Here is a 22520-nt window from a genome sequence, read left to right on the forward strand (position 1 = left end):
TTTTTCACTCTTGATCGTTAGCGCCCCCATTTTAATACAAAAAAGCCGATTGTACTCCTGCACAATCGGCTTCATTATTTTCCTATATAATAATATTATCTATTAATCTTGCTTGGCTAAATTTAACGGCTAGTGAGATAAAGATTTGTCCTTCTATTGTATGTTGTTCTTCTAATTCTGGATAACTATAAATTGCGACTTCTACGATATCTCCGCTCACGTTACTTTCTAAATATTGCGTGATGGTTTGTATTAAGACATCACTATTTCTTTCCCTTTCGTCATATTTCTTCTTAGCTAATGCTAAACTTTTAGATAAATGTACAGCTTCTTTTCTTTCTTCTTCTGTTAAATAGATATTTCTTGAACTTTTTGCTAGTCCGTCTGCTTCTCGCACGATATCTATTGGTACAATTTGAATTGAGTGGTTAAAGTCTTCTACCATTTTTTCTATTATAGCGAGTTGTTGTGCGTCTTTTTTACCGAAGTATGCGCGTGTTGGTTGAATAATATTAAACAGCTTATTAACAACTGTTACAACGCCATCAAAGTGACCTGGTCTCTTCTTACCTTCAAGCACTTGTGCTAAACGACCTACTGTAATCGTCATCTCTAGTTCTCCTGGATACATTTCTTCAACTGTTGGATGAAATACATAATCTACGCCAATTTGTTTAAGCTTCTGTAAATCAGATTCAAATGGTCTTGGGTAATCATCAAAGTCTTCATTAGGTCCAAATTGTAATGGATTTACAAAAATACTCACTGCAGTTACATCATTTTCTTCTATTGATTGTTTCATCATTTTTAAATGGCCATCATGCAATGCACCCATGGTTGGTACGAGTCCTATTGTTTTACCTTGAGATTTAAATTGAGATACGATTGAATTCATATCTTTAATTCGTTCTACTACTTGCGTCACTACTCTGTCTCCCCCATCACTTTCTTCTTATATGTGTGTGCTTCTGAAGGGAATGCACCACTTTTAACTTCTTCATGATATGCTTTTAGTGCGTCTATACCATTTGAAAAATCACCGTATTGTTTCACAAATTTAGCAATATGTTCTGAACCGTAATTTAATAAATCATGATATACGAGTACTTGACCATCTGTACCTTTTCCTGCGCCTATACCGATAACTGGAATTGTCAGTTGTTCTGTAATCACTTCTGCTAAATCACTTGGAATCGCTTCTAATACGAGCATCACTGCACCAGCTTGTTCAACTGCTTTCGCATCTTCTATGAGTTGTTCAGCTTCTCTTTTTGAACTTGCTTGTAATTTATAACCTGTAATGCCGACGCTTTGAGGTGTTAAGCCTAAATGAGATACGACAGGCACACCAATTTGAGTACAACCTTGAATCAATGTCGTATGCACACCTTCGATTTTTACAGCGTTTGCTTTAGTATCTTTATATAATTGAATCGCGTTTTTCATATCGGTTGTATGGTCGATACCGACTGCTCCAAAAGGTACATCAACGATTACGTAACTATCTGGTGCACCTCTTCTAACAGCTTTCGCATGATGTATCATATCTTCCATTGTCACTTCGACTGTACTATCGTAGCCCAACACAACCATTCCTAAAGAATCGCCTACTAAAATAGTGTCTATACCTGCTGCTTCTGCTTGTTTAGCACTTGGATAATCGTATGCTGTAATCATGGATATTTTTTCTTTTTGTTCTTTCATGGTCAACAATTGTTTAATGGTTTTCATCCCGTACCACCCTCTTATATTTGTTATTATGTATATATTAACATTGAAAGGAAAATAATAAATGAAAAAGTTTGGAATAATCGGTCCTGGTGCTGTGGGTACAGCCATTACATTTGCTTTAACACAATCAAACCTTGATGTTACACTCTTTGGAAGATCAAACGCTACAGTCTATTTCCAAGAATACAATCAAGATGTGCAACATTCATTTCCCGTTCACTCTTTAGAAGATGCACATGAAAAAGTAGATATTTTATTTATCGCTGTTAAAGCAACGCAACTCGACGCAATCATCCCATATCTTCATCATATCCTCCATGCTAATAGCGTTATTATTTTAACTCAAAATGGCTATGGACAGTTAGAAAAAATTGATCACCCGCACAAATTTCACGCTGTCGTATATATAAGCGGACAAAAAGAAGGCAACGTCGTAACGCATTTTAGAGATTGGACTTTAAGATTACCTATTCATGCGTACACATTAGACATTAAAAATTTAACTAAAGATAGTTTACTCAATCTTGAATGTCTCGAAGATTATGATCAACATGTTTGGTATAAATTAATCGTCAATTTAGGCATTAATACGGTAACTGCACTAACGAGACAACCAGCTCGTGTACTTAAGCATGATCAAATACATGCACTTTGTTACAACTTATTAGTTGAAGGTAATCGTGTTGCTAAAGCTGAAGGTATTTATTTTGATGATGATTTTGAAAAAAGCATTATGAAAATTTATGAAGGATATCCAGATGATATGGGTACAAGTATGTATTACGACATAATAAGTAAAAAACCTTTAGAAACGGCGTTTATACAAGGATATATCTACAAAATTAGCAAAAAACATCATTTAACAACACCTTATATAGATAGTACTTATGCAGTTTTAAGTACATTTTAATGCATAAATTTGCAAACCCATTCGTTTCATTTTACTTTTTTAGGGTAAAGTATATTATCATTTTAACAAGAGGTGGTTAACTTCATGAAAGATAAATTCGAACAAAAGCACGAAGAAATAGAAGGATACACTCAAGACGTACAACCTGGTATAGAGCACGAGATGGAACCAAAGCCTATTATTGAAGATGAAGATTATAAAGCTGGTGGTAAATTGAAAGGAAAAGTTGCACTGATTACTGGTGGTGATTCTGGTATAGGTGAAGCAACTGCCATCTTATTTGCTAAAGAAGGTGCAAATGTAGCTATCGCTTATTATGATGAAGACAAAGATGCTAAATATGCATTAACAAGACTTGAAGAACTAGGTATCAAAGCAAAGGCGTATAAACACGACTTAAAAATAGAAAATCACGCCAAAGAACTTGTAAACAAAGTCATTGAAGACTTCGGGCAAATCAATATATTAGTTAATAATGGTGGTATCCAACATCCACAAGATAATTTCGAAGATATTACTAAGGAACAATTACAAGAAACTTTTGAAACCAATTTCTTTGGAATGTTTTACTTGTGCCAAGCTGTATTACCTCACTTAAGTAAAGGAGACACAATTATTAATACGACTAGTGTAACGGCTTATCGTGGTTCAGCCCATTTAATTGATTATTCATCTACTAAAGGCGCCATTGTATCATTCACGCGTTCTCTTGCGGCTTCGTTAGCTAGTAAAGGGATTCGTGTTAATGCAGTTGCACCAGGACCGATATATACACCATTAATCCCCGCAACTTTCGAGAAAGACAAAGTAGAAAATGCTGGTTCAGATACACCACTAGGTAGACGAGGGCAACCAAGTGAAAATGCACCTGCTTTTGTTTATTTAGCTTCCCAAGATTCTACTTATGTCACCGGACAGGTCATTCACATCAATGGCGGAGACTTTATGACAACTTAATATGATATTAAAAAAGATTTAAAAAAATTTTTTTCTGTAATTCTAGAAATTTTAAAGCGCTAATTTAAATATGAAGATTCTCGATATTTTTTATTTAAGTAAGCGCTTTCTTTACATTAGTTATAGGAACAATTGTTACTATTTATTTTTTAAAATTAAATACAAAAACGTAAAATTTAATCATAAGAATTATACTCTCAATGTTAAAATATTGTGCGATATCAATTTGACTATTAAAATTTCGTATGATAGCGTTATAGAAGTCAATAAATCGATAAGGACTGGTTATTTTGAGTAATATACAAATCAAAGACGTTACTAAAGTATTCGGCAATTACAATGACCAGGTTAAGTCACTTTTACAGGATGATAAAACGAAAGAAGAAATCCTTAAGGAAACTGGTTCGACAGTAGCTGTCAAGAATGCAAATTTCACAATTGAAGATGGAGAGATATTTGTTGTAATGGGTCTTTCCGGGAGCGGTAAATCAACACTGATTCGTTTGATTAATCGTTTAATTGATCCAACTGATGGAGATATCTTAATTAACGATAAGAACATTTCTTCGTTAAATAAAGAAGACTTACGTAACTTTAGACGTGAGAATTTAAGTATGGTATTCCAAAGTTTCGCATTATTTCCCTTCAAAACAGTTGTTGAGAATGTCGCATTTGGCTTAGAAATTAAAAACGTTTCAAAAAAAGAGCGTTTAAAAAAAGCAGAAGATGCTTTAAATTTAGTTGGTCTAGCGGGATATAAAGATCAATTACCAAAACAATTATCTGGTGGTATGCAGCAACGTGTAGGTTTAGCAAGAGCACTTGCTAATGACACAGATATTTTATTAATGGATGAAGCCTTCTCAGCATTAGATCCACTGATTCGTAAAGAAATGCAGAATGAGCTTTTACAACTACAACAAGACATGCAAAAAACAATCATATTTATTACACATGATTTAGATGAAGCCCTTCATATTGGTGATAGAATTGCTTTAATGAAAGATGGCGAAATCGCTCAAGTTGGTACACCGGAAGAGATTGTAATTAATCCTGGTGACGACTACGTTAAAGACTTTGTTAAAGATATTGATCGTTCTAAAGTATTAAAAGTTAAACATATTATGGAGAAAGTTGAGAATGTTGAATTAGTAGATGGCATGTCATTTATAGATGCCGAGTCGCTACTTTATCAAACATTCCCTCACTTCAAATCTGGCACACACGAACTTTGGATTAAGAAAGACAATAAAATTGTCGGGAAACTTAATTTCCAAGATGTATTCGATGTATTAGCACAGGGAAATGAGGTGATGAATCATGCTTAATATGTTGCCTATTTTACCTGTATCAGATTGGGCTAACGCATTTGTAGAATGGTTAACAGAAACTTTTAGTTTTATTTTTGAACCGATTAAGACGTATCTTGGTGACTTTATGCAACTTATCATTTCATTACTAGAGTTGTTACATCCGTTTGTCTTTATCATTATCATCATGGTTCTTGCTTACTTTGTTATGAATAAGAAAATTGTTGCCCCTATTTTAGTAGGTATTGGTTTATTCTTCATTTATAACCAAGATTTATGGGATCAATTACTGAACACGATGACACTTGTTATTATCAGTAGTTTGCTATCTGTTATTATCGGTGTTCCGCTCGGTATTTTAATGTCTAGAAGCGATCGTTTCCAAGCAGTTATGAAACCTATTTTAGACTTTATGCAAACAATGCCAGCATTCGTATATTTAATTCCAGCAGTCGCATTCTTCGGAATTGGTATGGTTCCAGGTGTATTCGCATCTATTATATTTGCAACTCCACCAACAATACGTTTAACAAACTTAGGTATTAGACAAATATCTGCTGAATTAATAGAAGCAAGTGATTCATTTGGTACAACATCCATGCAAAAATTAATTAAAGTACAACTCCCTCTTGCTAAAGCATCTATCATGGCAGGTGTAAACCAAACTGTAATGTTAGCTTTATCAATGGTTGTAATAGCATCAATGATTGGTGCACCGGGATTAGGTAGAGATGTGTTAAGTTCTCTACAACGTGCAGAAGTCGGTTCAGGTTTCGTAGCAGGTTTAAGTATCGTTATCCTTGCTATTATCATCGACCGCTTTACACAATCATCTAAAAACAAATAATCTAGGAGGAATTACTTATGAAGAACAAATGGCGTGTACTCGTACTTATGCTTTCTTTAGCACTAGTGTTAGCAGCATGTGGCAATGGTGGCTCAAGTGAAGATGGAGACTTAGGTAAAAAAGATATTAACTTATCTTACGTTGAATGGGATTCAGAAATTGCTTCAACACATGTTATGCAAAAAGTTTTAGAAGATGAAGGTTACAATGTTGAAATCACACCTTTAGATAATGCCGTAATGTGGGAATCAGTTGCTTCTGGTGAAACAGACGCAATGGTTAGTGCTTGGTTACCAGGTACACACGGGGATTTATACAAAAAACATAAGAAAAATCTTGATGACTTAGGTCCAAACCTTAAAGGGGCTAAAATCGGACTTGTTGTAAATAAAGATTTCGATGGCGATTCAATTTCTGACTTGAAAGACCAAGCTGGTAAGAAAATCGTTGGTATCGAACCAGGTGCTGGAGTTGTAAAAGCATCTGAAAAAGCAGTTAAAGATTATAACTTAGATGGATGGAAAGTTGAAACTTCTTCATCAGGTGCAATGGCTACAACATTAGGTCAAGCTATGAAAAAAGGTGACGACATCGTTGTAACTGGTTGGTCACCACACTGGAAATTCCAAAAATATGACTTGAAATACTTGAAAGACCCTAAAGGCTCATTTGGTAAAGCTGAGCACATTAATACAATGGCTCGTAAAGACTTGAAAAAAGACAGCCCTAAAGCATATGAAACTTTAGATAACTTTAATTGGACTACTAAAGACATGGAATCTGTTATGTTAGATATCCAAGAAGGTACATCTCCTAAGAAAGCTGCAGAAAAATGGGTAGATGATAACCAAGATAAAGTAAAAGAATGGACGAAAGATTCTAAGAAAGATAAATAATCCATCTTTTATAAAATGCCCCTATACCACGGGAATAATGGTATAGGGGCATTTTTTATACGTTTAACTTCCTATTTAATATATCTTCCATCATCAACCAACCTTTTTGATCCGAGTTGTCTGGGTCATATGGTTCGAAACCATAATTTAAATACATATTAATGGCTGGATAACTGGTTGTTTGTGTCGTTAAATACACTTCTTTATGACCAAGCTCAATTATTTTGTTAAGTGCTGCACTTAATAATGGCTTTGATAATTTCTTACCTTGATATTCCGGTTTAATGGCTACGAAATGTATTCTACCTATATGTAAGTCTGTTAAAGGTAATTGACCGAACCATGCTGTTGTCGTCCCTATTACGTCACCTGAATTATTCTCAATAAATAAACATCTATATTTCATTTCTTCTATATGAGAGCCAAATTCTTTATGAAACCTTTGCAATGCTTCATCTATATTTGAAAATTCCCCTGCAGCCGTTTCAACTTCTGCCCAAAGACGTTCGTCCCCTTCTTCAAACATTCTAATTGAGTATCCTTCTGGTAATTCATATTCAGGTATGTTGTCTAAATGATTTCTAATCATCTTAAGCTTAATTCTTTCCATAATAATACACCTCTATTTCTATAAAGTTACTGTAAACGTTTCAAATTACAACTTGTCATATACCTATTATCTTTTTAATCTGACTGTCATAAAAGAAATTTTATTTTTATTCTCCTGTAACCTATGATATCAAAAATGGTGTTAGAGTGTATGAAGTAATAAAGATACAAAATATATAAACGCTTTAAATAGCTCATGGAGGAAATTTATTTATGAAGAAATTATTATTTGCAACAACAGCTGCAGCAGGGATTATTGCTTCAGGATTTGGCGCTCAAGCAGATGCAAGTGAATATACAAACTACTCTAATCAAAATACAAACTATAACTATACAACTACACAAGTCGCTCAACCGACTCAAGCAACTCAAACTACAGAATCAACTGATTCATCTAATACAAGTGAAGTATATAAAGAGTTTATCGCTGCTGGCGGTACAAAAGCATTATGGGATAACATCGTAATGCCTGAATCTAGTGGTAACCCAAATGCCGTAAATGAACTCGGCTACAGAGGTCTTGGTCAAACTAAAGAATCTTGGGGTACAGGTAGTGTCGCTGAACAAACTAAAGGCATGATCAACTATGCTAAAGAACGTTACGGTTCAATCGAAGCTGCAATTGCTTTCCGTCAAGCTAACAACTGGTGGTAAGATATAAATAAACATCTGCTATGTGGATTTCCACATAGCAGTTTTTTTATACACAAAACCTTTGACAAAACCAGATATACATATTATACTCAACTTGTATCTAAAATAAATACAAGAAAGAGGTTATGTAAAATGAAAATAGGTGTTATAGCAGCAAACGGTAAAGCAGGTAAACTCATTACAGAAGAAGCAATTAACAGAGGATTAGATGTAACAGCCATCGTTCGTAACGAAAATAAAACAGTGGCAACACAATCTATTATTAAAGATATTTTTGATTTAACAACTGAAGACTTAACACAATTCGATGTTGTTGTAGATGCTTTCGGTGAAATTAGAGAAGATAAACTTCATTTACACCAAGACTCTATTCAACATTTAAGTGATATTTTATCAAACACAAACACACGATTAATCATTATCGGAGGCGCTGGTAGTTTATACGTTGATGATCAATTAGAAAATCAACTATTCGATACACCTGATTTTCCAGAAGTATTTAAACCACTTGCCAAAGCACAAGGTAAAGCACTTGTAGACCTTCGTAAAAGAGATGACGTACGCTGGACATTTATAAGTCCTGCAGCAGAATTCATAGCTGATGGTGAAAGAACTGGAGAATATATTTTAGCAGGGGAAGTCTTCACTTTAAACAATAAAGGTGAAAGTAAAATAAGCTATGCTGATTACGCCATTGCATTAGTAGATGAAGCAACTGAAGGCAAGCATATCCAAGAAAGAATTTCAGTATTATCAAAATAATTCGCATTTACTATCGCAATTCTCATCTCTCAAAGTTATAATAAATAAGGAATCTAAGAGGTGAAAAGCGTGAATACACAAATATCAGTAGCAATTCATATATTATCATTATTATCTGTTAATAAAGAACCTATATCCAGTAAATTTATAGCAGGTAGCATTAATAGTAACCCTACACTTGTAAGAAAAATATGTAAATATTTAAGAAATGGTAACTTAATCGAAAGCCAACAAGGTAAATCTGGCTATCGACTCGCTCAATCAGCAGAGCAAATCTTATTAGGCGAAGTTTATAAACTTATTCAAGATGAAGAGCATTTCGCTAAAATTCACCAAGACACAAATCCAGATTGTATTATCGGTCAAAATATACAGTCTGCATTAGATGATGTTTACACACAAGTGGATCAACAAATTATTGATACACTCAATCAAACATCCATATTAGATTTAACATCTAAAATGACTGATACCGTACAGTAATTTTAATTATATAGAAAAAGCTGGAGACATCTTTAACAACAGATGTCTCCAGCTTTTTTTCTGTATAAAATGAGGAGCGCACGATATCTCTCAGTCTTCGTGCGATACACCCCTATTTTGTGCCTTAGCGCACGATATCTCTCAGTCTTCGTGTGATACACCCTTATTTTGTGCCTTAGCGCACGATATCTCTCAGTCTTCGTGCGATACACCCTTATTTTGTGCCTTAGCGCACGATATCTCTCAGTCTTCGTGCGATACACCCTTATTTTGTACCTTAGCGCACGATATCTAATTAAAAAACACCAAATATATAAGAATATGTATGAAATTATTTAATCCATGCGCTACTATGGCTACTTCTAATCGGTTGGTCTTTAAATAAAGTGCACCAAATAATAATCCTAATCCAAAGTAAATGATAAACTCACCTATACTTGATGGTCCATGTAACAATCCAAATAGTACGCTAGATACGATATATCCTATTAATAGATGTCCTTTAAACACTCCTTTTAGAATGAAACCTCGAAATATAAGTTCTTCGAAAAATGGTCCTAGTATCACAAATATAATAATAGAGATGTATAGAGGTAATGTGTTTAAATCTTTATATACTTCCATTTGATTTTGTGGTTGTCCTATTATTGCTGATACAGACCAATACATGATAAGTGCGATACCTAATGTACTCAGTGTATAAATGATGTCTTCTTTCTTTAAAGATTCCAATTTAATGAGTTGTAATTGGAATCTATGTATTAAATAAAATAACAGGCTAAATAATAAACATCCTATTAATACAATGAACCAATTGCTAGCTAACGCAATCGATGTATATGTACCCATACATATTATAATGAGCAAACATGACTTCAAGGTCACATACTTCGATTGATTTTGAAAAATCGGCTCATTATCTTCGAATATTTGTTTCATACTCATTTATTTATCCTCATTTCAATAAATTAACAGATTATTTTTATAAATAAATGTATTTCATTTATTATAACAAAAATTTTGAAGAAATAGCGATCTATAGCTTCTTTTAAAACAAACTATTTGTAAATTTTTAACAAACTACACTAACATTACCACAAAAAATGACGTATATTATATGTATATAAAATTTTATTTTGCAGGTGATTTCAAAGTGAACTATTTTATTGTAAATAATATCAATCATAAAATAACAGGTATTGAAAAGTCTGTCATAAACAGGCTAAAATTATTTAATGATTTCAACTTGGAAGCTAAAATTATCACGTTAGCTTGGAATTCAAGTTTACATAAAAATGCCCATACATTCGGCGTAAGTAAACAAGTCTTTTCTATGTATGATTTTTTCCAGGAATCGATCAACGTTCAAATTAATACGGTTAGAGACTGGATAGCATTTTGGGAAGATGATCTTAATTATGAGATTAAATATGTTCCTAATACAAATGATTTAAGAGTATATCAAAATGGTGTAAGAATTATATATGCAAGTTTCCGTGATTCGGACTATAAATTATTAGACTATGTTAACTACTTTGATACGAGAAATGTAAAAATGAAACGAGAATATTACGATTCTAGAGGTTTCTTAAGTCGTGTTAGATATATGCGTACTAAAGAAATGCCTGTATGTGATACATATTTAACACCGAGCGGTAAAGTAAAACTCGAAATTTACTTTGATCCTTATCAAGAAAAAGAAGTTGTCACTCGAATAATGCTCTTTGATTATAACGCTAAAGATTATACATTTGATAATACAAATGAACTAACAGCATTCTTCTATGAACAGTTATACAAAGACGGTGACTTGTTCTTTAGTGATAAGACTGCCATCACTTCTCCACCTTTCTTAATCACAGACAAAAAAGTGCCGGTTATTTCTGTATTACATAGTACACATGTGAAAAATAACAATGATATTGAAGGTTCAGATATTAAAAATATTTATAACTGTGTCTTTAATAACTTAGACCGCTTTTCTGGTATTTTAGTATCAACTGTTCAACAAAAGAAAGATGTAGAGAAACGTATTCAATCGAAAATACCTGTCTTTAATATTCCAGTTGGATATGCTCAACAAAGAGAGCCAAATTTTACACCTGTTGTGCCTGATGGCCCTCTGAAACTAATGTCCATTGCACGATATGCACCTGAGAAACAACTTGATCATCAAATTCGACTCGTCAATAAACTGAAAGACGATTTCGACGAAATTGAACTGCATTTATTTGGATTTGGTGGCGAATTGAAAAAGCTAAAAGAATTAACTGATTCATTAAATTTAGAAAATTATATTAAATTCCGTGGGTTTATCACTAACATTACTAATGAAATGCATCATTTTCATGCGAGTATGATTACAAGTAATATGGAAGGATTTTCATTGGCATTACTAGAATCTTTATCAAATGGGTTACCTGCAATCAGTTATGACATTCCCTATGGACCTAGCGAACTGATAGTTAATGGTAAAAATGGTTACCTTGTTCCTAGAAATGATGAAGACAAACTTTATGAAACCGTTAAGTCTTATTTAAGTAATCCTGACCTGCAAAAAACATTCCGAGACAACTGTATGACAGAATCACAAAAATATGCACAAAGTGAAATTATTAAGAAATGGCTTCATTTATTAGGTGAAGTGACATCTTAACTTCAAATAAGAACCCCCAATTCATCATTCTGAATTGGGGGTTCTTATTTAAGTTATTTCATAGGTACTGTTAAATAAAATGTTGTACCGACGTCCTCTTTACTTTCTACCTTTAGCTGACCATCCATTTGTTCGGCCAGATTCTTAGCAATATATAAACCTAAACCTGATCCACCTGTATCTTTGTTTCTAGAAGCTTCGACGCGATAAGTTCGGTCAAATATACGATGTAAATGTTGCTCGGCGATACCTGGACCATCATCGGAAACAGCAACGCATATATTGCTGTCTTCTTTCGTAACTTTAATTTCAATCCTCGAGCCAAGTTGTGTATATTTAAATGCATTATCTAAAATATTCATGAGTATACGTTCTAAAGGTACTTTATTTTGTTTAAAGTAAGTGATATATTCACATAAATTAACATCTATCGTGCGATTTTCACTCGTGATTTGTTGTTCATAAGATTGTAAAAGCGTCACAAATAGTTTATCTAAATAAATCGTTTCTAATGGATAATTATGTTTGTGATCATGACTAATTTCCATCACACTAGTCAGCTCATCAAACATCATTGTAATTCTTTGAGATTGTTTAATTAAGACACTGTAAGCTTTTTGTTGTTCATCTGATTGACTGATAATCCCCTCTTTTAAACCTTCTGCATAGGACGTAATACTCGATAATGGTGTCTTTAAGTCGTGTGTTAAGTTTTGTACCATTTCACTTTTTTCTTGTTGTTCATATTGAACTTGTTGTATTTGCGCTTCAATATTACGAGCCATAGTATTAAAGGCATCACTTAATTCTTTCATTTCTTTCGGACTATCTATTTTTATAGCTGTTTCACTATATTGTCTATTGGCTATTAATTTTGTTTGCTTATTCAACAGTCTAATCCGTTTAACTAATGGATTAATAAACAACATACAAATAACTGTCGTTAAACAACTTGAAATGATCGCGCTAATCGTCAAAAGTAATGTTGTATGTGCATCAAACCACATCCATTTATATGCAATTGCTAGAATAATTGTCGTTAATACAATGCTACTGATAAATGCAGTGATAATTTGTGTTCGAATTGTAAGCATTTATTTCGCCCTTTCAAATTTATAACCTAATCCCCAAACGGTTTTAATAACATATTCATCATATTGATGTTGTTCTAACTTTTCTCTTATACGACGTATATGTACATTTACTGTGTTGGCATCTTCGTAATAGTCGTATCCCCATACTTTTTCGAGTAGTTCTGATTTAGAAATAACCATTTTCTCGTGATCTGCTAAATACCAAAGTAAATCAAATTCTTTTACTCTTAATGATACTTCTTGATCATTTACTTTAATGATTTTTTCTTGTTTACATAATTGTAAAGATCCGAATGTTAAGTAATCTTGTTTATGATACTTTTGTGTACGATTTAATAAGTTATGCGCTCTTAGCACGAGTTCACGTGGGCTGAATGGTTTCTTTATATAATCGTCTGCACCTAACGTCAATGCATAAAGCGTATCGTGTTCTTGCGTCTTAGCTGTTACATAGATAAACGGAATGTCTAGTTCTTGTGTTTTCATTTCTTTTACGACATCATAACCGTTTTTTTCAGGCATCATAATATCTAATATCATTAAATCAATTGTGTCATTCAACTGATGAATGGCTTGTTGTCCATCAGATGCTGTCACAACTTGATGCCCTTCATATTCAAAGTAAGTCTTACAAATATCTAGAATATCTTGTTCGTCATCTACAATTAATATATGCGCCATAATCTCTATCCCGCTTCCTTCTTCATAAACTTCTTAACAATAGCAGCTAATGATAATTTACGTAAACTTCTGATATTTAATACAATTAATATAAAACCAACAAGTTGCAGTGGATACGTAAAAATCATATCTGCTAAAATATAATTTATCATTATAAATATACCAAAAAGTGCTGCGTAATACTCCAGAAATCCGATAATTAAAGCTAATCCTAAAAATATTTCACCTAAAGGAATAACCCATTCCCAAAAAGTCGTATAAGGTGCAATAATATGCTCAAAGAACCACTTGTACCACATTGGAGAATCTTGATTCTGAGCGATTACTTGCGTTAATCCTTGTAAACTGAAACCACCAGTTAATTTTTCATAACCTTGCATATAGATTAAATAGCCACTATAAACGCGTATGATTAAACATATGAATGTACATATCTTTGTCATGACATGCTTTCTCCTTCTATAAAGTTTAAGGGAAACTCAGAATTACTGAATTCCCCCCTTAGTGAAACGTATTTATTTTAATTTAGCACTACCAAATTCAACATGTGCTTTATCACAATAAATTGTCACTTCATTATATTTAGACGTGTCCATGTCTTTTAAATCAAATGTTTGTTCCATCTTATCGTAGTCTACTTTATCAATTTTCATACCGTTTTTAACATCGCCATCTTTAGTTAAATAAACATGTAAGTCAGGTCCTTTTGATGATTTGAAATCTGATAGCATTAATTTACCATCTTTAATCATTGCTTTACCTTCTACTTTTTCACCATTCATAGATTTAAACATACCAGACATCTCCATGTCTTTCATGTCACTGTCTTTCATGTTTTCTTTACTCATGTCTTTATCTTTCATTTCAGTTTTCGTATCCATCTTATCATCTTTATGCATATCATTATTACCACATGCACCTAATAATATTGTTGTTGTTAATGCAAATGCTCCAAATGTTGTTTTAGTTAAGTTCATTTAACACATCTCCTCTTTAGTTGATATGTTAAGTTTATGCTCTATGACATCAATAAACCATTAACTGTTTATTAACTTCTATGAACTCATTATTAATTCTCGATTATATCAACACTTTGCGTTTCAGAACGACTCATGAATACTTTTTTCGTCATATTGATAAATAATCCGGTCTCTACAACGCCTATAATAGATATTAAATCTTGATTTAATAGTTCTGGATTATGAATCTCTCCAAACTCACAATCTAATATGTAATGATCGTTGTCTGTTGTATATACATTCGAATCTTTCATTCTTAATGTCGCTTGGCAACCTAAACTTTCTATTGCACGTGCTGTTATTTCCCATCCAAAAGGTACAACTTCTACTGGCAACTTAAACTTACCTAACGTCTTAACGTATTTCGTTTCATCTATAATCACAATAAAATTATCCGTTGCATTCGCAACAATTTTTTCACGTAATAGCGCACCACCACCACCTTTAATCAATTGAAGATTTTCATCAACTTCATCAGCACCATCTATAACCAAATCTAAATGAGTCACTTCTGAAAAATCAGTAAGCGGAATATGATGAATACGCGCTAACTCAGCAGTATCTTCAGATGTTGGTACACCTTTAATTTGAAGACCATCTTTAACACGCTCACCTATCTTCTCTATTGCATAATGCATAGTTGAACCTGTACCAATTCCTATCGTCATACCATCTTGTATATCGTTAATCGCTTCATAAGCAACTTGTCTCTTAAGACCATCTTGATTCACATTGAACACCTCATTCGATTTTTTCAATTATTGTTTCAAGTTTAACACACCAAAAATATATGTTCAGAGTACAAAAAAGCTGAGGCAACCAAATGCCTCAGCAACAAAACTATATATAAAATTATGGATTATTTAGTTTGAGAAGTTTCTTGATCAGTTCTTGGTAATGGGTAGAAACCTGCTACAAACTGTTTCCATAATGGGTCTGGTAAATCATGTTTATCTGCTCTTTCAGGATCGAACACAGAAACGATTTCGTCTTCTTTTCCTTGTTCGATTTTTGATACGAATTGGTAATCAAGTAATAATTCTCTACCAAGTGCAATGAGTGGTGCACCCGTTTCAAATGCTGATAATGCATCATCAGCAGTAAAGATTGAACCAATTCCTATTAATGGCACGCGACCATTTATCCATTCTAATAATAATTTAATACGTTCTTCACCTTTATATTGACCTTCTCTTGTTGTTGAATGAATATCCATTAATGACACATGTAAGTAATCAAGTGGTTTTTCAGATAAAGTCTTAACAAGTTGTTCTGTTAATTCCATAGAAATACCTGGAGATTCTACTTCTTCAGGAGAGAAGCGATAGCCTACGATAAAGTCAGGTGTTGCATGTTCACGTACAACTTTAAGCACAGCATCAATAACTGCTAAAGGATATTTCAGATGTTCGCCCCATTCATCATCTCTTCTGTTGTAATAAGGTGAGAAGAATTGATGAATTAAATAATGGTTAGCACCATGAATTTCAACACCGTCAAAGCCAGCATCGATTGCTATTTTAGTAGCGTTAGCAAAAGATTCAATAGTATGTTCAATTTCTTCTACAGTTAATGCTCTCGCAACATGTGTTTCTTGTTGTCCGAAGCCCTTCACTTCAACTTCACTAGGAGCAGCTGCTTCACCAGTTGGCGTTAATCCAGGTAATGACATCGCACCACCATGATGGATTTGAATTAAAGCTTTCGCACCATTTTTCTTCATAACTTCAGCTTGTTTCTTAAGCCCAGCAAGATCCGCTTCTTTAGATACAGAAGGCTGTCCAGGAAAAGCTTGGCCAAGCGGTTCAACATAACTCGCAGCAGTAATAGAAATACCAACATCTTGAGAACGCTTTTCTATATATGGAATTTCAATATCAGAAATCGTACCATCTTCATTTGATGAAATATGTGTTAATGGCGCAAGCACAAATCTATTCTTAATTTCCACACCATTAGGTAATTTTAAAGATTTAAATAAAGGTTCATATTTTTTGTTCATTTTCAATAACTCCTCCTTATGAAATAACACTATACCACCATCAGAAAATAACATGCCAATTTAATGCTTATAGAAATGGTATGAAATAGAAATTTTTTGTTAGCTGTGAGTTTATCACCTCTTTAACTCCCAGTACACGAAAAAAACTGAACTTAATTTAATAAGTTCAGTTTTTCCTAATATATCCTAAGCCTTTTTCTACTTTTCTTCGGATAGTTTTTTATTTGAACGTTGTTGTAATAATACAGCAACTGCTCCAATGATAACAATGATTGCAATAACACCTGCGATTCCTAGGAATTTCGCGATATAACCGACTACAATTCCGACTGCTAAGAAGTCTGTGTCTGAGAATGTAGTGGATGCTGCGCCTAAATCACCCATGAATGGTAATAGTAATAATGGTAAGAATGTTACTAAGATACCATTTAATGCTGAACCGGCTATTGCACCTTTAATACCACCTCTTGCATTACCGAACACACCTGCTGTTGCACCTAAGAAGAAGTGTGGGACAACGCCAGGTAATATAACGACGCCACCAATTAAGAACATAATAAACATACCGATGACACCTGTAATGAAACTTACAAAGAATCCAATTAATACTGCATTTTGTGCATAAGGAAATACGATAGGACAGTCTAATGCTGGTTTCGTATTTGGTACAAGCTTTTCAGAAATACCTTTAAATGCTGGTACAATTTCAGCTAAGATCAGTCTAACACCTGTTAAAATGATAAACACACCTGCAGCAAATGTCACGCCTTGAATAACAGAGAAGACAATAAAGTTAGTGCCATCACTTAATTCAGAATGAACGAAACTTGGACCTGCAAATAAAGCTGCTATGATATATAGAACAATCATTGTTAGTGAGATACTAATTGTACTTTCTCTTAAGAAACTCAATCCTTTAGGGAAGTTAATATCTTCTGTTGATTTTGATTTCCCAGAAAATAATTTACCAACTTCTCCTGCTGCCCAATAACTAACTGTTCCAAAGTGACCAATTGCTACTTGATCAGAACCTGTAATTTTCTTCATTGTAGATTGACCAAGTGCAGGTAATACAGCCATAATCAATCCTAAAATAATGGATCCCATGACAACTGTCATCGTACCTGTAATGTTACCAACAGTTAGAAGAATCGCTAGAAACGCTGCCATGTAAAATGTATGATGCCCTGTTAAGAAAATGTATTTCAAGTTTGTAAATCTTGCTATAAAGATATTAACTAGCATACCGAACATCATAATTAATGCTGCTGTTGTACCATAATCTTTCAGCGCAATTGATATAATGGCTTCGTTATTTGGCACGACGCCTTGAACACCAAATGCTTCTTGAAACATTTTCCCAAATGGTTCTAGTGAATTTGTTACGACGCCTGCCCCAGCACTTAAGACTAGGAAGCCGAGTATCGTTTTAATTGTACCTGACGTAATGTCTGCTGCTGATTTCTTTTGTACAATTAAACCGATTAACGCGATAAGCGCTACGAGTATAGCTGGTTGACTAAATACATCTACAAAAAATCCTAAAATTGAATTCATGTTGGTGTCTCCCCTTTGCTTATAATATGTTCAATCCTTTTAATTTTTCTTCTAGTTTGTTTTGTAATTCTTCTTTGTCTAAAATGTTATCTAACACGACTACTTCACCTAAACGTTGCGCATTCTCTTCTAAGTCTCTTCCACAAATAAATATATCTGCCATATCTGGACTAGCTGTCATAATATCACTGTGTTCTACTTCTATATCAGATGGTGCTTGTAAATTCTTCAAAGCTTCTTGTGCATTCATTTCTACCATGAAACTACTTCCTAAACCGTGTCCACATACTACTAAAATTTTCATATTAATCATTCTCCTTAAATATATTGATAATTTCTGATTTACTGTTTGCGTCAATCAATGATTGAACTGTTTCTTTGTCGCTTAAAATAGCTGCTAATTTCCTTAAAATTTCAAGATGTGCTTCGTTATCAATTGCGCTTAAGACAAATATTAACGATGCATAATGGCTATTATCCGAGAAATTAATATGTTCATTTAATTTAAGTAAGCTTAATCCTACTTTATGAACATCATCATTCGGTCTTGCATGTGCAATCGCAATCTCTGGCGCAATAACAATGTATGGTCCCATATCATGCACACTTTGAATCATTGAATTGATATAAGCTTGATTAAAATAACCCACTTCCAATAACGGCTGAGCTGCAATTTGAATACTCTCTTCCCAATTGGATACTTTTTCTTTAATTTGAATGTGTTCTTCTTTTATAATCAAGGTCAAATTTAGACACTCTCCTCACTTTGGCTTGCTTTTTTTATGAGTTGTCGTATTACTGCTTTTTCGCCTTTCATTAATTCTGCCCTTGCGTCTTCATCCATAATGATTTGACTCAACTGACCAAGTGCATTCAAATGTATTTGTGGTTGGCTCGTCGCAAGTGTAATCACAACTTTTACAGGATCAAATCTATCATGTCCGAAGTCTATACCATCCTCGAAATGTGTAATAGACATGCTGACCGGTACATTTACATTTTCAAAATTCGAATGCAGTAAAGCAATATTCGGACCAATGACCATATACGGTCCAAATTTATCTAAATGCTTCATAATATCGGTACCATATTGAGCATTTACATGTTTTGAATTCACCAGCATTTCAACACTCTTTTGGATGGCTTCATTTCTACTTCCAGCTTTCACGTGTGTTTCGATATGTTCTTCTGGAATGACGTCTTCTAAACTCGGACCGACCGTTTTGAAACTGGATATATATCGTTCTCTATAATCATTAATCATTTCATTGATCTTGTTTCTATCATCTTTATTCAAGAATGGTGACACTTCTATCGTAGGCACTGAAAAACCTTCTACTGGAACGGTCGACAGTATATAATCTACACCATGAGATTTCAAAAAGCTTTCTGAAATGTCATATATTGAAAAGGCATCTAATATTTCTAACTCTGGGTAAATATTTTTTATTCGACTTTTCAACAATTGTGATGTCCCAACGCCAGAACCACATAATAAGATGACTTTAATATGTGTCGTTTCCTCGTTAGACATGCGTTCTATTGTAGATGCAATATGAAGTGCTAAATATGCAATTTCATCTTCGTTGAATTTAACTTGATAGGTTTCTTCAAATATCCAAACTTGTTGTTTAATCGCTAAAACGACTTCATAATATTCTCTTAATATCTCTTGCTTTAGTGGGTTTTCATGTTGCATATTGAATGACATACGATGAATTGCCGGTTGTAAATGTGTGACAAGTCCTGTTATCAATTTATGATCATGCATTAGTGGAACACCTATTTGAGCACTGACCTTTTGAATAAATAATTTAGATAGTTCCGTAATATTTTGTTGTGATTGTTCTTGATGATACTTGTTTACACGTGCACCTAATAAATGCAAAGTTATAAATGCCGCTTCACTTTTAGGAAATACGATATCAAATAACTTTTCTAACTCGGCAGTTATTTGAATGGCAATTTGAAATGCCTCTGTCTTACGTAGCCGCTTATACTCTTCATCAGGGATTTCAAATACAAATTCTGCTTTGGCACGATGAATGGCAATAATAATGTGATATATTAATCCATCAATACCAACTTGAACTAATTGAAAATCTTGATTATTAATGGTCGTAATCACAGCTCGTCGTATTTTCTCAAGCTCTTCTTTCGAGAATACTTCAATACCAATTTGTGCAGTAGATTTCTTAAAGTATTCATTCACCACATGCGCATACGCTTCTCTAAGCTGCTTTTCATTACCTTCAATTACAAAACCTTTGTTCTTTTTATATTCAAGCATAAGGCCATACATTTCTAACCAAGCTTGAACACTTTTTAAATCATCTACAACCGTTCGTCGTGATACATTTAACAAATCTGCTAAACTTTGAGAACTGATTGGATGTGTTGATTCAAATAATCTTAGAATAATCTGTTCTTTTCTTTCATTCTTGGAATAATGAATATCTAACTCAACATCATTTGATGCCATGTAGCTTTCTTTATGTGATAATTTGACGCCTAAACTTTTATTTCTTTCAACATCAATATTCAATTTGTCTTTAAAGGATTCGATATATTCTAAATCATATTGAATCGTACGTTCACTCACTTGAAATAAAGATGCCAATTCAGAAATCGTGACGAAGTTGTTCTCAGATGATAAATAAGACAATATATTTCTCTGTCGTTTACTAAGCAATCAAATAACCTCCCTGCATTTATTGTAAGCGTTTACTGATTGTTATAGATGTGTAATCTACTTCGTTATATAATCCGAAACATTTCACATCAATGCAACTGATTGCATTATTGCATAAAAAAACCGCATAATCTGATTGTGGTCAGATTATGCGAATTTTTATTAAATCAGCTATTTAGTTGTTCACACCATTCTATAATTGCGCGCCGTTTGTTAAGATAACCTCTTTGTACCATTCGAAAGAATCTTTTTTAGATCTATTACCCGTTCCGTTACCATCATCATCTTTATCGACATATATAAATCCGTAACGTTTACTCATCTCACTAGTAGACATTGATACTAAATCGATTGGGCCCCATGCTAAGTATCCCATTAAATCTACACCGTCTTGTACGGCTTTTTTCATTTCTTGTATATGTTTTTGTAAATAATCTATTCTATAAGTATCATGAATGCTTCCATCTTCTTCTACGACGTCTTTCGCACCTAATCCATTTTCTACAATGAATAATGGTTTATGATATCTATCCCAGAATTCATTTAACACGATACGGAGTCCTATTGGATCTATTTGCCAACCCCAATCTGATGCTTCTAAGTATGGATTTTTCAAACTATTCATCAAGTTGCCTTCTGTTACTTCTCCTTCTTCACTGTTTGCGGATAGTAACGACATATAATAACTAAATGAAATATAATCAACTGTATATGCTTTAAGTATTTCTAAGTCACCATCTTCAATTTTTAATGAAAAATCATTTTCTTTTAAAAATTGTTTATAGTAGTTCGGATATTCTCCTAATGCGTGAACATCTGTATAAAGTAGATTCATTTGATCTTCTTGCATAGCTTTTAATACATCTTCTGGATTACATGTATATGGATAATGTTTCATTCTCGCTAACATACAACCAATTTGTGCATCTGCATCAATTTCTCTAAGAGCTTTTGTTGCTAAACTAGATGCTAATAATTGATGATGTAGCGCTTGATAAGATGCTTCTGTCGGATTCTCTAATTTATCTGAAATGATACCGCCACCTGTAAATGGTGAAATATTAATAATATTGATTTCGTTAAATGTCATCCAATATTTAACTAAACCTTTATATCGGTTAAACACAGTCTTAGCATAATGCTCGAAGTGTCCAACAACTGCGCGATCTATCCATCCATTATATCGCTCTGTTAAACCATATGGCGTTTCATAGTGACTCAAAGTGACAACAGGTTCGATATTATATGATTTTAATGTTTTGAACACTTTCTCATAAAATGCTAATCCCGCTTCATTTGGTTCTGCTTCATATCCTTTAGGGAAAATTCTAGACCAATGAATAGATAATCTAAATGCTTTAAATCCCATTTCAGCTAATAATTGAATATCTTCTTCATAACGGTGATAAAAATCAATACCTTCTCTTTTAGGGAATCGACCGGTATGTTCACCACTCAACACTTTCTGAATATGTTCAGTTGTCACTTCCATATGATTATCTTTCGTTCTTTGATCTTTCGGAATATACTCTACAAAGTCCGCGCTTGATAAACCTTTACCATCTTCATCAAATGCACCTTCTATTTGATTGGCTGCAGTTGCGCCACCCCATAAAAAGCCATCTTTAAATCCAGTGTTCGTCTCCATATTCATTACTCC

The 22520-nt window shown here is 33.5% G+C and carries 24 protein-coding genes; 9 read left to right on the forward strand and 15 right to left on the reverse strand.

What is annotated here, in order from left to right:
• Nucleotides 1–82 precede the first annotated feature (82 nt).
• Together panC and panB are read right to left on the reverse strand one after the other, a co-directional pair.
• A complete protein-coding gene (panC, locus tag MHH94_RS12445; protein WP_119650362.1) occupies nt 83–925 on the reverse strand; it encodes a pantoate--beta-alanine ligase in 843 nt (280 codons plus the stop codon).
• Complete coding sequence (gene panB, locus MHH94_RS12450) at nt 925–1731, reverse strand: 3-methyl-2-oxobutanoate hydroxymethyltransferase (RefSeq protein ID WP_058591801.1); 807 nt, start codon at nt 1729–1731, stop codon at nt 925–927. The genes panC and panB overlap by 1 nt, the downstream gene beginning before the upstream one ends.
• A 61-nt stretch (nt 1732–1792) precedes the next feature.
• On the opposite strand from panB, the gene MHH94_RS12455 reads away from it, so the two are divergent.
• The 5 genes from MHH94_RS12455 (at nt 1793) to MHH94_RS12475 (ending at nt 6651) form a co-directional block, all read left to right on the forward strand.
• Nucleotides 1793–2641 (forward strand): oxidoreductase, encoded by an 849-nt coding sequence (locus MHH94_RS12455; protein ID WP_088592526.1) that lies wholly within the window; start codon nt 1793–1795, stop codon nt 2639–2641.
• Nucleotides 2642–2725: 84 nt separating this feature from the next.
• On the forward strand, nt 2726–3598 hold the full coding sequence (locus MHH94_RS12460) for an SDR family oxidoreductase (RefSeq protein ID WP_058591799.1): 873 nt from the start codon (nt 2726–2728) through the stop codon (nt 3596–3598).
• A 290-nt stretch (nt 3599–3888) separates the two neighbouring features.
• Nucleotides 3889–4926, forward strand: coding sequence for a quaternary amine ABC transporter ATP-binding protein (locus MHH94_RS12465; RefSeq protein WP_048541678.1), 1038 nt, complete (start codon nt 3889–3891; stop codon nt 4924–4926).
• Nucleotides 4919–5755, forward strand: coding sequence for an ABC transporter permease (locus MHH94_RS12470; RefSeq protein ID WP_048541676.1), 837 nt, complete (start codon nt 4919–4921; stop codon nt 5753–5755). The genes MHH94_RS12465 and MHH94_RS12470 overlap by 8 nt, the downstream gene beginning before the upstream one ends.
• 17 nt (nt 5756–5772) lie before the next feature.
• Nucleotides 5773–6651 carry a glycine betaine ABC transporter substrate-binding protein gene (locus MHH94_RS12475; RefSeq protein WP_048541674.1) on the forward strand — a complete coding sequence of 293 codons (879 nt, stop codon included), beginning with the start codon at nt 5773–5775 and terminating at the stop codon, nt 6649–6651.
• Between the two features lie 55 nt (nt 6652–6706).
• Here MHH94_RS12475 and MHH94_RS12480 read toward each other — a convergent pair whose 3' ends face one another.
• Nucleotides 6707–7261, reverse strand: a complete 555-nt coding sequence (locus MHH94_RS12480) for a GNAT family N-acetyltransferase (RefSeq protein ID WP_106417501.1) — start codon at nt 7259–7261, stop codon at nt 6707–6709.
• Nucleotides 7262–7473: 212 nt separating this feature from the next.
• Between MHH94_RS12480 and MHH94_RS12485 the strand changes: the two genes are divergently transcribed.
• The 3 genes from MHH94_RS12485 to MHH94_RS12495 all read left to right on the forward strand — a co-directional run bounded on the left by MHH94_RS12485 (nt 7474) and on the right by MHH94_RS12495 (nt 9159).
• Nucleotides 7474–7914, forward strand: coding sequence for a hypothetical protein (locus MHH94_RS12485; protein ID WP_048541671.1), 441 nt, complete (start codon nt 7474–7476; stop codon nt 7912–7914).
• Nucleotides 7915–8046: 132 nt separating this feature from the next.
• Entirely contained in the window at nt 8047–8676 is a 630-nt protein-coding gene (locus MHH94_RS12490; RefSeq protein ID WP_058591797.1) for an NAD(P)-dependent oxidoreductase, read from the forward strand.
• A 69-nt stretch (nt 8677–8745) separates the two neighbouring features.
• On the forward strand, nt 8746–9159 hold the full coding sequence (locus MHH94_RS12495; RefSeq protein WP_078355084.1) for an Rrf2 family transcriptional regulator: 414 nt from the start codon (nt 8746–8748) through the stop codon (nt 9157–9159).
• A gap of 291 nt (nt 9160–9450) precedes the next feature.
• Here the strand turns inward: MHH94_RS12495 and MHH94_RS12500 are convergent, their stop codons facing one another.
• Complete coding sequence (locus MHH94_RS12500) at nt 9451–10104, reverse strand: CPBP family intramembrane glutamic endopeptidase (RefSeq protein ID WP_153653667.1); 654 nt, start codon at nt 10102–10104, stop codon at nt 9451–9453.
• A 208-nt stretch (nt 10105–10312) separates the two neighbouring features.
• Between MHH94_RS12500 and MHH94_RS12505 the strand changes: the two genes are divergently transcribed.
• Nucleotides 10313–11815 carry a glycosyltransferase gene (locus tag MHH94_RS12505; RefSeq protein ID WP_340841315.1) on the forward strand — a complete coding sequence of 501 codons (1503 nt, stop codon included), beginning with the start codon at nt 10313–10315 and terminating at the stop codon, nt 11813–11815.
• 53 nt (nt 11816–11868) lie between these two features.
• Here MHH94_RS12505 and MHH94_RS12510 read toward each other — a convergent pair whose 3' ends face one another.
• The 11 genes from MHH94_RS12510 to MHH94_RS12560 all read right to left on the reverse strand — a co-directional run bounded on the left by MHH94_RS12510 (nt 11869) and on the right by MHH94_RS12560 (nt 22508).
• On the reverse strand, nt 11869–12909 hold the full coding sequence (locus MHH94_RS12510; protein WP_119469647.1) for a sensor histidine kinase: 1041 nt from the start codon (nt 12907–12909) through the stop codon (nt 11869–11871).
• On the reverse strand, nt 12910–13590 hold the full coding sequence (locus MHH94_RS12515; RefSeq protein WP_119469648.1) for a response regulator transcription factor: 681 nt from the start codon (nt 13588–13590) through the stop codon (nt 12910–12912). It lies immediately after the preceding gene.
• Between the two features lie 5 nt (nt 13591–13595).
• Entirely contained in the window at nt 13596–14033 is a 438-nt protein-coding gene (locus tag MHH94_RS12520; protein WP_119469649.1) for a DoxX family protein, read from the reverse strand.
• A 72-nt stretch (nt 14034–14105) separates the two neighbouring features.
• A complete protein-coding gene (locus tag MHH94_RS12525; RefSeq protein ID WP_107603025.1) occupies nt 14106–14567 on the reverse strand; it encodes a DM13 domain-containing protein in 462 nt (153 codons plus the stop codon).
• A 92-nt stretch (nt 14568–14659) separates the two neighbouring features.
• Nucleotides 14660–15340, reverse strand: coding sequence for a ribose-5-phosphate isomerase RpiA (rpiA, locus tag MHH94_RS12530; protein ID WP_084755296.1), 681 nt, complete (start codon nt 15338–15340; stop codon nt 14660–14662).
• A gap of 128 nt (nt 15341–15468) precedes the next feature.
• On the reverse strand, nt 15469–16611 hold the full coding sequence (locus tag MHH94_RS12535; RefSeq protein ID WP_107609026.1) for an NADH-dependent flavin oxidoreductase: 1143 nt from the start codon (nt 16609–16611) through the stop codon (nt 15469–15471).
• Nucleotides 16612–16809: 198 nt separating this feature from the next.
• A complete protein-coding gene (locus MHH94_RS12540) occupies nt 16810–18168 on the reverse strand; it encodes a PTS ascorbate transporter subunit IIC (protein ID WP_058591789.1) in 1359 nt (452 codons plus the stop codon).
• Nucleotides 18169–18187: 19 nt separating this feature from the next.
• Nucleotides 18188–18472, reverse strand: coding sequence for a PTS sugar transporter subunit IIB (locus tag MHH94_RS12545; protein ID WP_025906341.1), 285 nt, complete (start codon nt 18470–18472; stop codon nt 18188–18190).
• 1 nt (nt 18473) lies between these two features.
• Complete coding sequence (locus tag MHH94_RS12550; protein WP_119469650.1) at nt 18474–18914, reverse strand: PTS sugar transporter subunit IIA; 441 nt, start codon at nt 18912–18914, stop codon at nt 18474–18476.
• A 2-nt stretch (nt 18915–18916) separates the two neighbouring features.
• Nucleotides 18917–20860 carry a BglG family transcription antiterminator gene (locus tag MHH94_RS12555; protein WP_107603029.1) on the reverse strand — a complete coding sequence of 648 codons (1944 nt, stop codon included), beginning with the start codon at nt 20858–20860 and terminating at the stop codon, nt 18917–18919.
• A 193-nt stretch (nt 20861–21053) separates the two neighbouring features.
• Nucleotides 21054–22508, reverse strand: a complete 1455-nt coding sequence (locus tag MHH94_RS12560; protein WP_119469651.1) for a glycoside hydrolase family 1 protein — start codon at nt 22506–22508, stop codon at nt 21054–21056.
• Nucleotides 22509–22520 lie beyond the last annotated feature (12 nt).

Origin of the sequence: Mammaliicoccus sp. FSL K6-3158 (assembly GCF_038005105.1) — a bacterium.
GTDB lineage: Bacteria > Bacillota > Bacilli > Staphylococcales > Staphylococcaceae > Mammaliicoccus > Mammaliicoccus sciuri.

What these genes read in the sequence shown, in the direction of transcription:
- panB (WP_058591801.1), bottom strand. Translation starts at nt 1,731, where the DNA reads ATGAAAACCATTAAACAATTGTTGACCATGAAAGAACAAAAAGAAAAA.
- MHH94_RS12455 (WP_088592526.1), top strand. Translation starts at nt 1,793, where the DNA reads ATGAAAAAGTTTGGAATAATCGGTCCTGGTGCTGTGGGTACAGCCATT.
- MHH94_RS12460 (WP_058591799.1), top strand. Translation starts at nt 2,726, where the DNA reads ATGAAAGATAAATTCGAACAAAAGCACGAAGAAATAGAAGGATACACT.
- MHH94_RS12470 (WP_048541676.1), top strand. Translation starts at nt 4,919, where the DNA reads ATGCTTAATATGTTGCCTATTTTACCTGTATCAGATTGGGCTAACGCA.
- MHH94_RS12475 (WP_048541674.1), top strand. Translation starts at nt 5,773, where the DNA reads ATGAAGAACAAATGGCGTGTACTCGTACTTATGCTTTCTTTAGCACTA.
- MHH94_RS12480 (WP_106417501.1), bottom strand. Translation starts at nt 7,261, where the DNA reads ATGGAAAGAATTAAGCTTAAGATGATTAGAAATCATTTAGACAACATA.
- MHH94_RS12485 (WP_048541671.1), top strand. Translation starts at nt 7,474, where the DNA reads ATGAAGAAATTATTATTTGCAACAACAGCTGCAGCAGGGATTATTGCT.
- MHH94_RS12490 (WP_058591797.1), top strand. Translation starts at nt 8,047, where the DNA reads ATGAAAATAGGTGTTATAGCAGCAAACGGTAAAGCAGGTAAACTCATT.
- MHH94_RS12500 (WP_153653667.1), bottom strand. Translation starts at nt 10,104, where the DNA reads ATGAGTATGAAACAAATATTCGAAGATAATGAGCCGATTTTTCAAAAT.
- MHH94_RS12510 (WP_119469647.1), bottom strand. Translation starts at nt 12,909, where the DNA reads ATGCTTACAATTCGAACACAAATTATCACTGCATTTATCAGTAGCATT.
- MHH94_RS12515 (WP_119469648.1), bottom strand. Translation starts at nt 13,590, where the DNA reads ATGGCGCATATATTAATTGTAGATGACGAACAAGATATTCTAGATATT.
- MHH94_RS12520 (WP_119469649.1), bottom strand. Translation starts at nt 14,033, where the DNA reads ATGACAAAGATATGTACATTCATATGTTTAATCATACGCGTTTATAGT.
- MHH94_RS12525 (WP_107603025.1), bottom strand. Translation starts at nt 14,567, where the DNA reads ATGAACTTAACTAAAACAACATTTGGAGCATTTGCATTAACAACAACA.
- MHH94_RS12535 (WP_107609026.1), bottom strand. Translation starts at nt 16,611, where the DNA reads ATGAACAAAAAATATGAACCTTTATTTAAATCTTTAAAATTACCTAAT.
- MHH94_RS12540 (WP_058591789.1), bottom strand. Translation starts at nt 18,168, where the DNA reads ATGAATTCAATTTTAGGATTTTTTGTAGATGTATTTAGTCAACCAGCT.
- MHH94_RS12545 (WP_025906341.1), bottom strand. Translation starts at nt 18,472, where the DNA reads ATGAAAATTTTAGTAGTATGTGGACACGGTTTAGGAAGTAGTTTCATG.
- MHH94_RS12560 (WP_119469651.1), bottom strand. Translation starts at nt 22,508, where the DNA reads ATGGAGACGAACACTGGATTTAAAGATGGCTTTTTATGGGGTGGCGCA.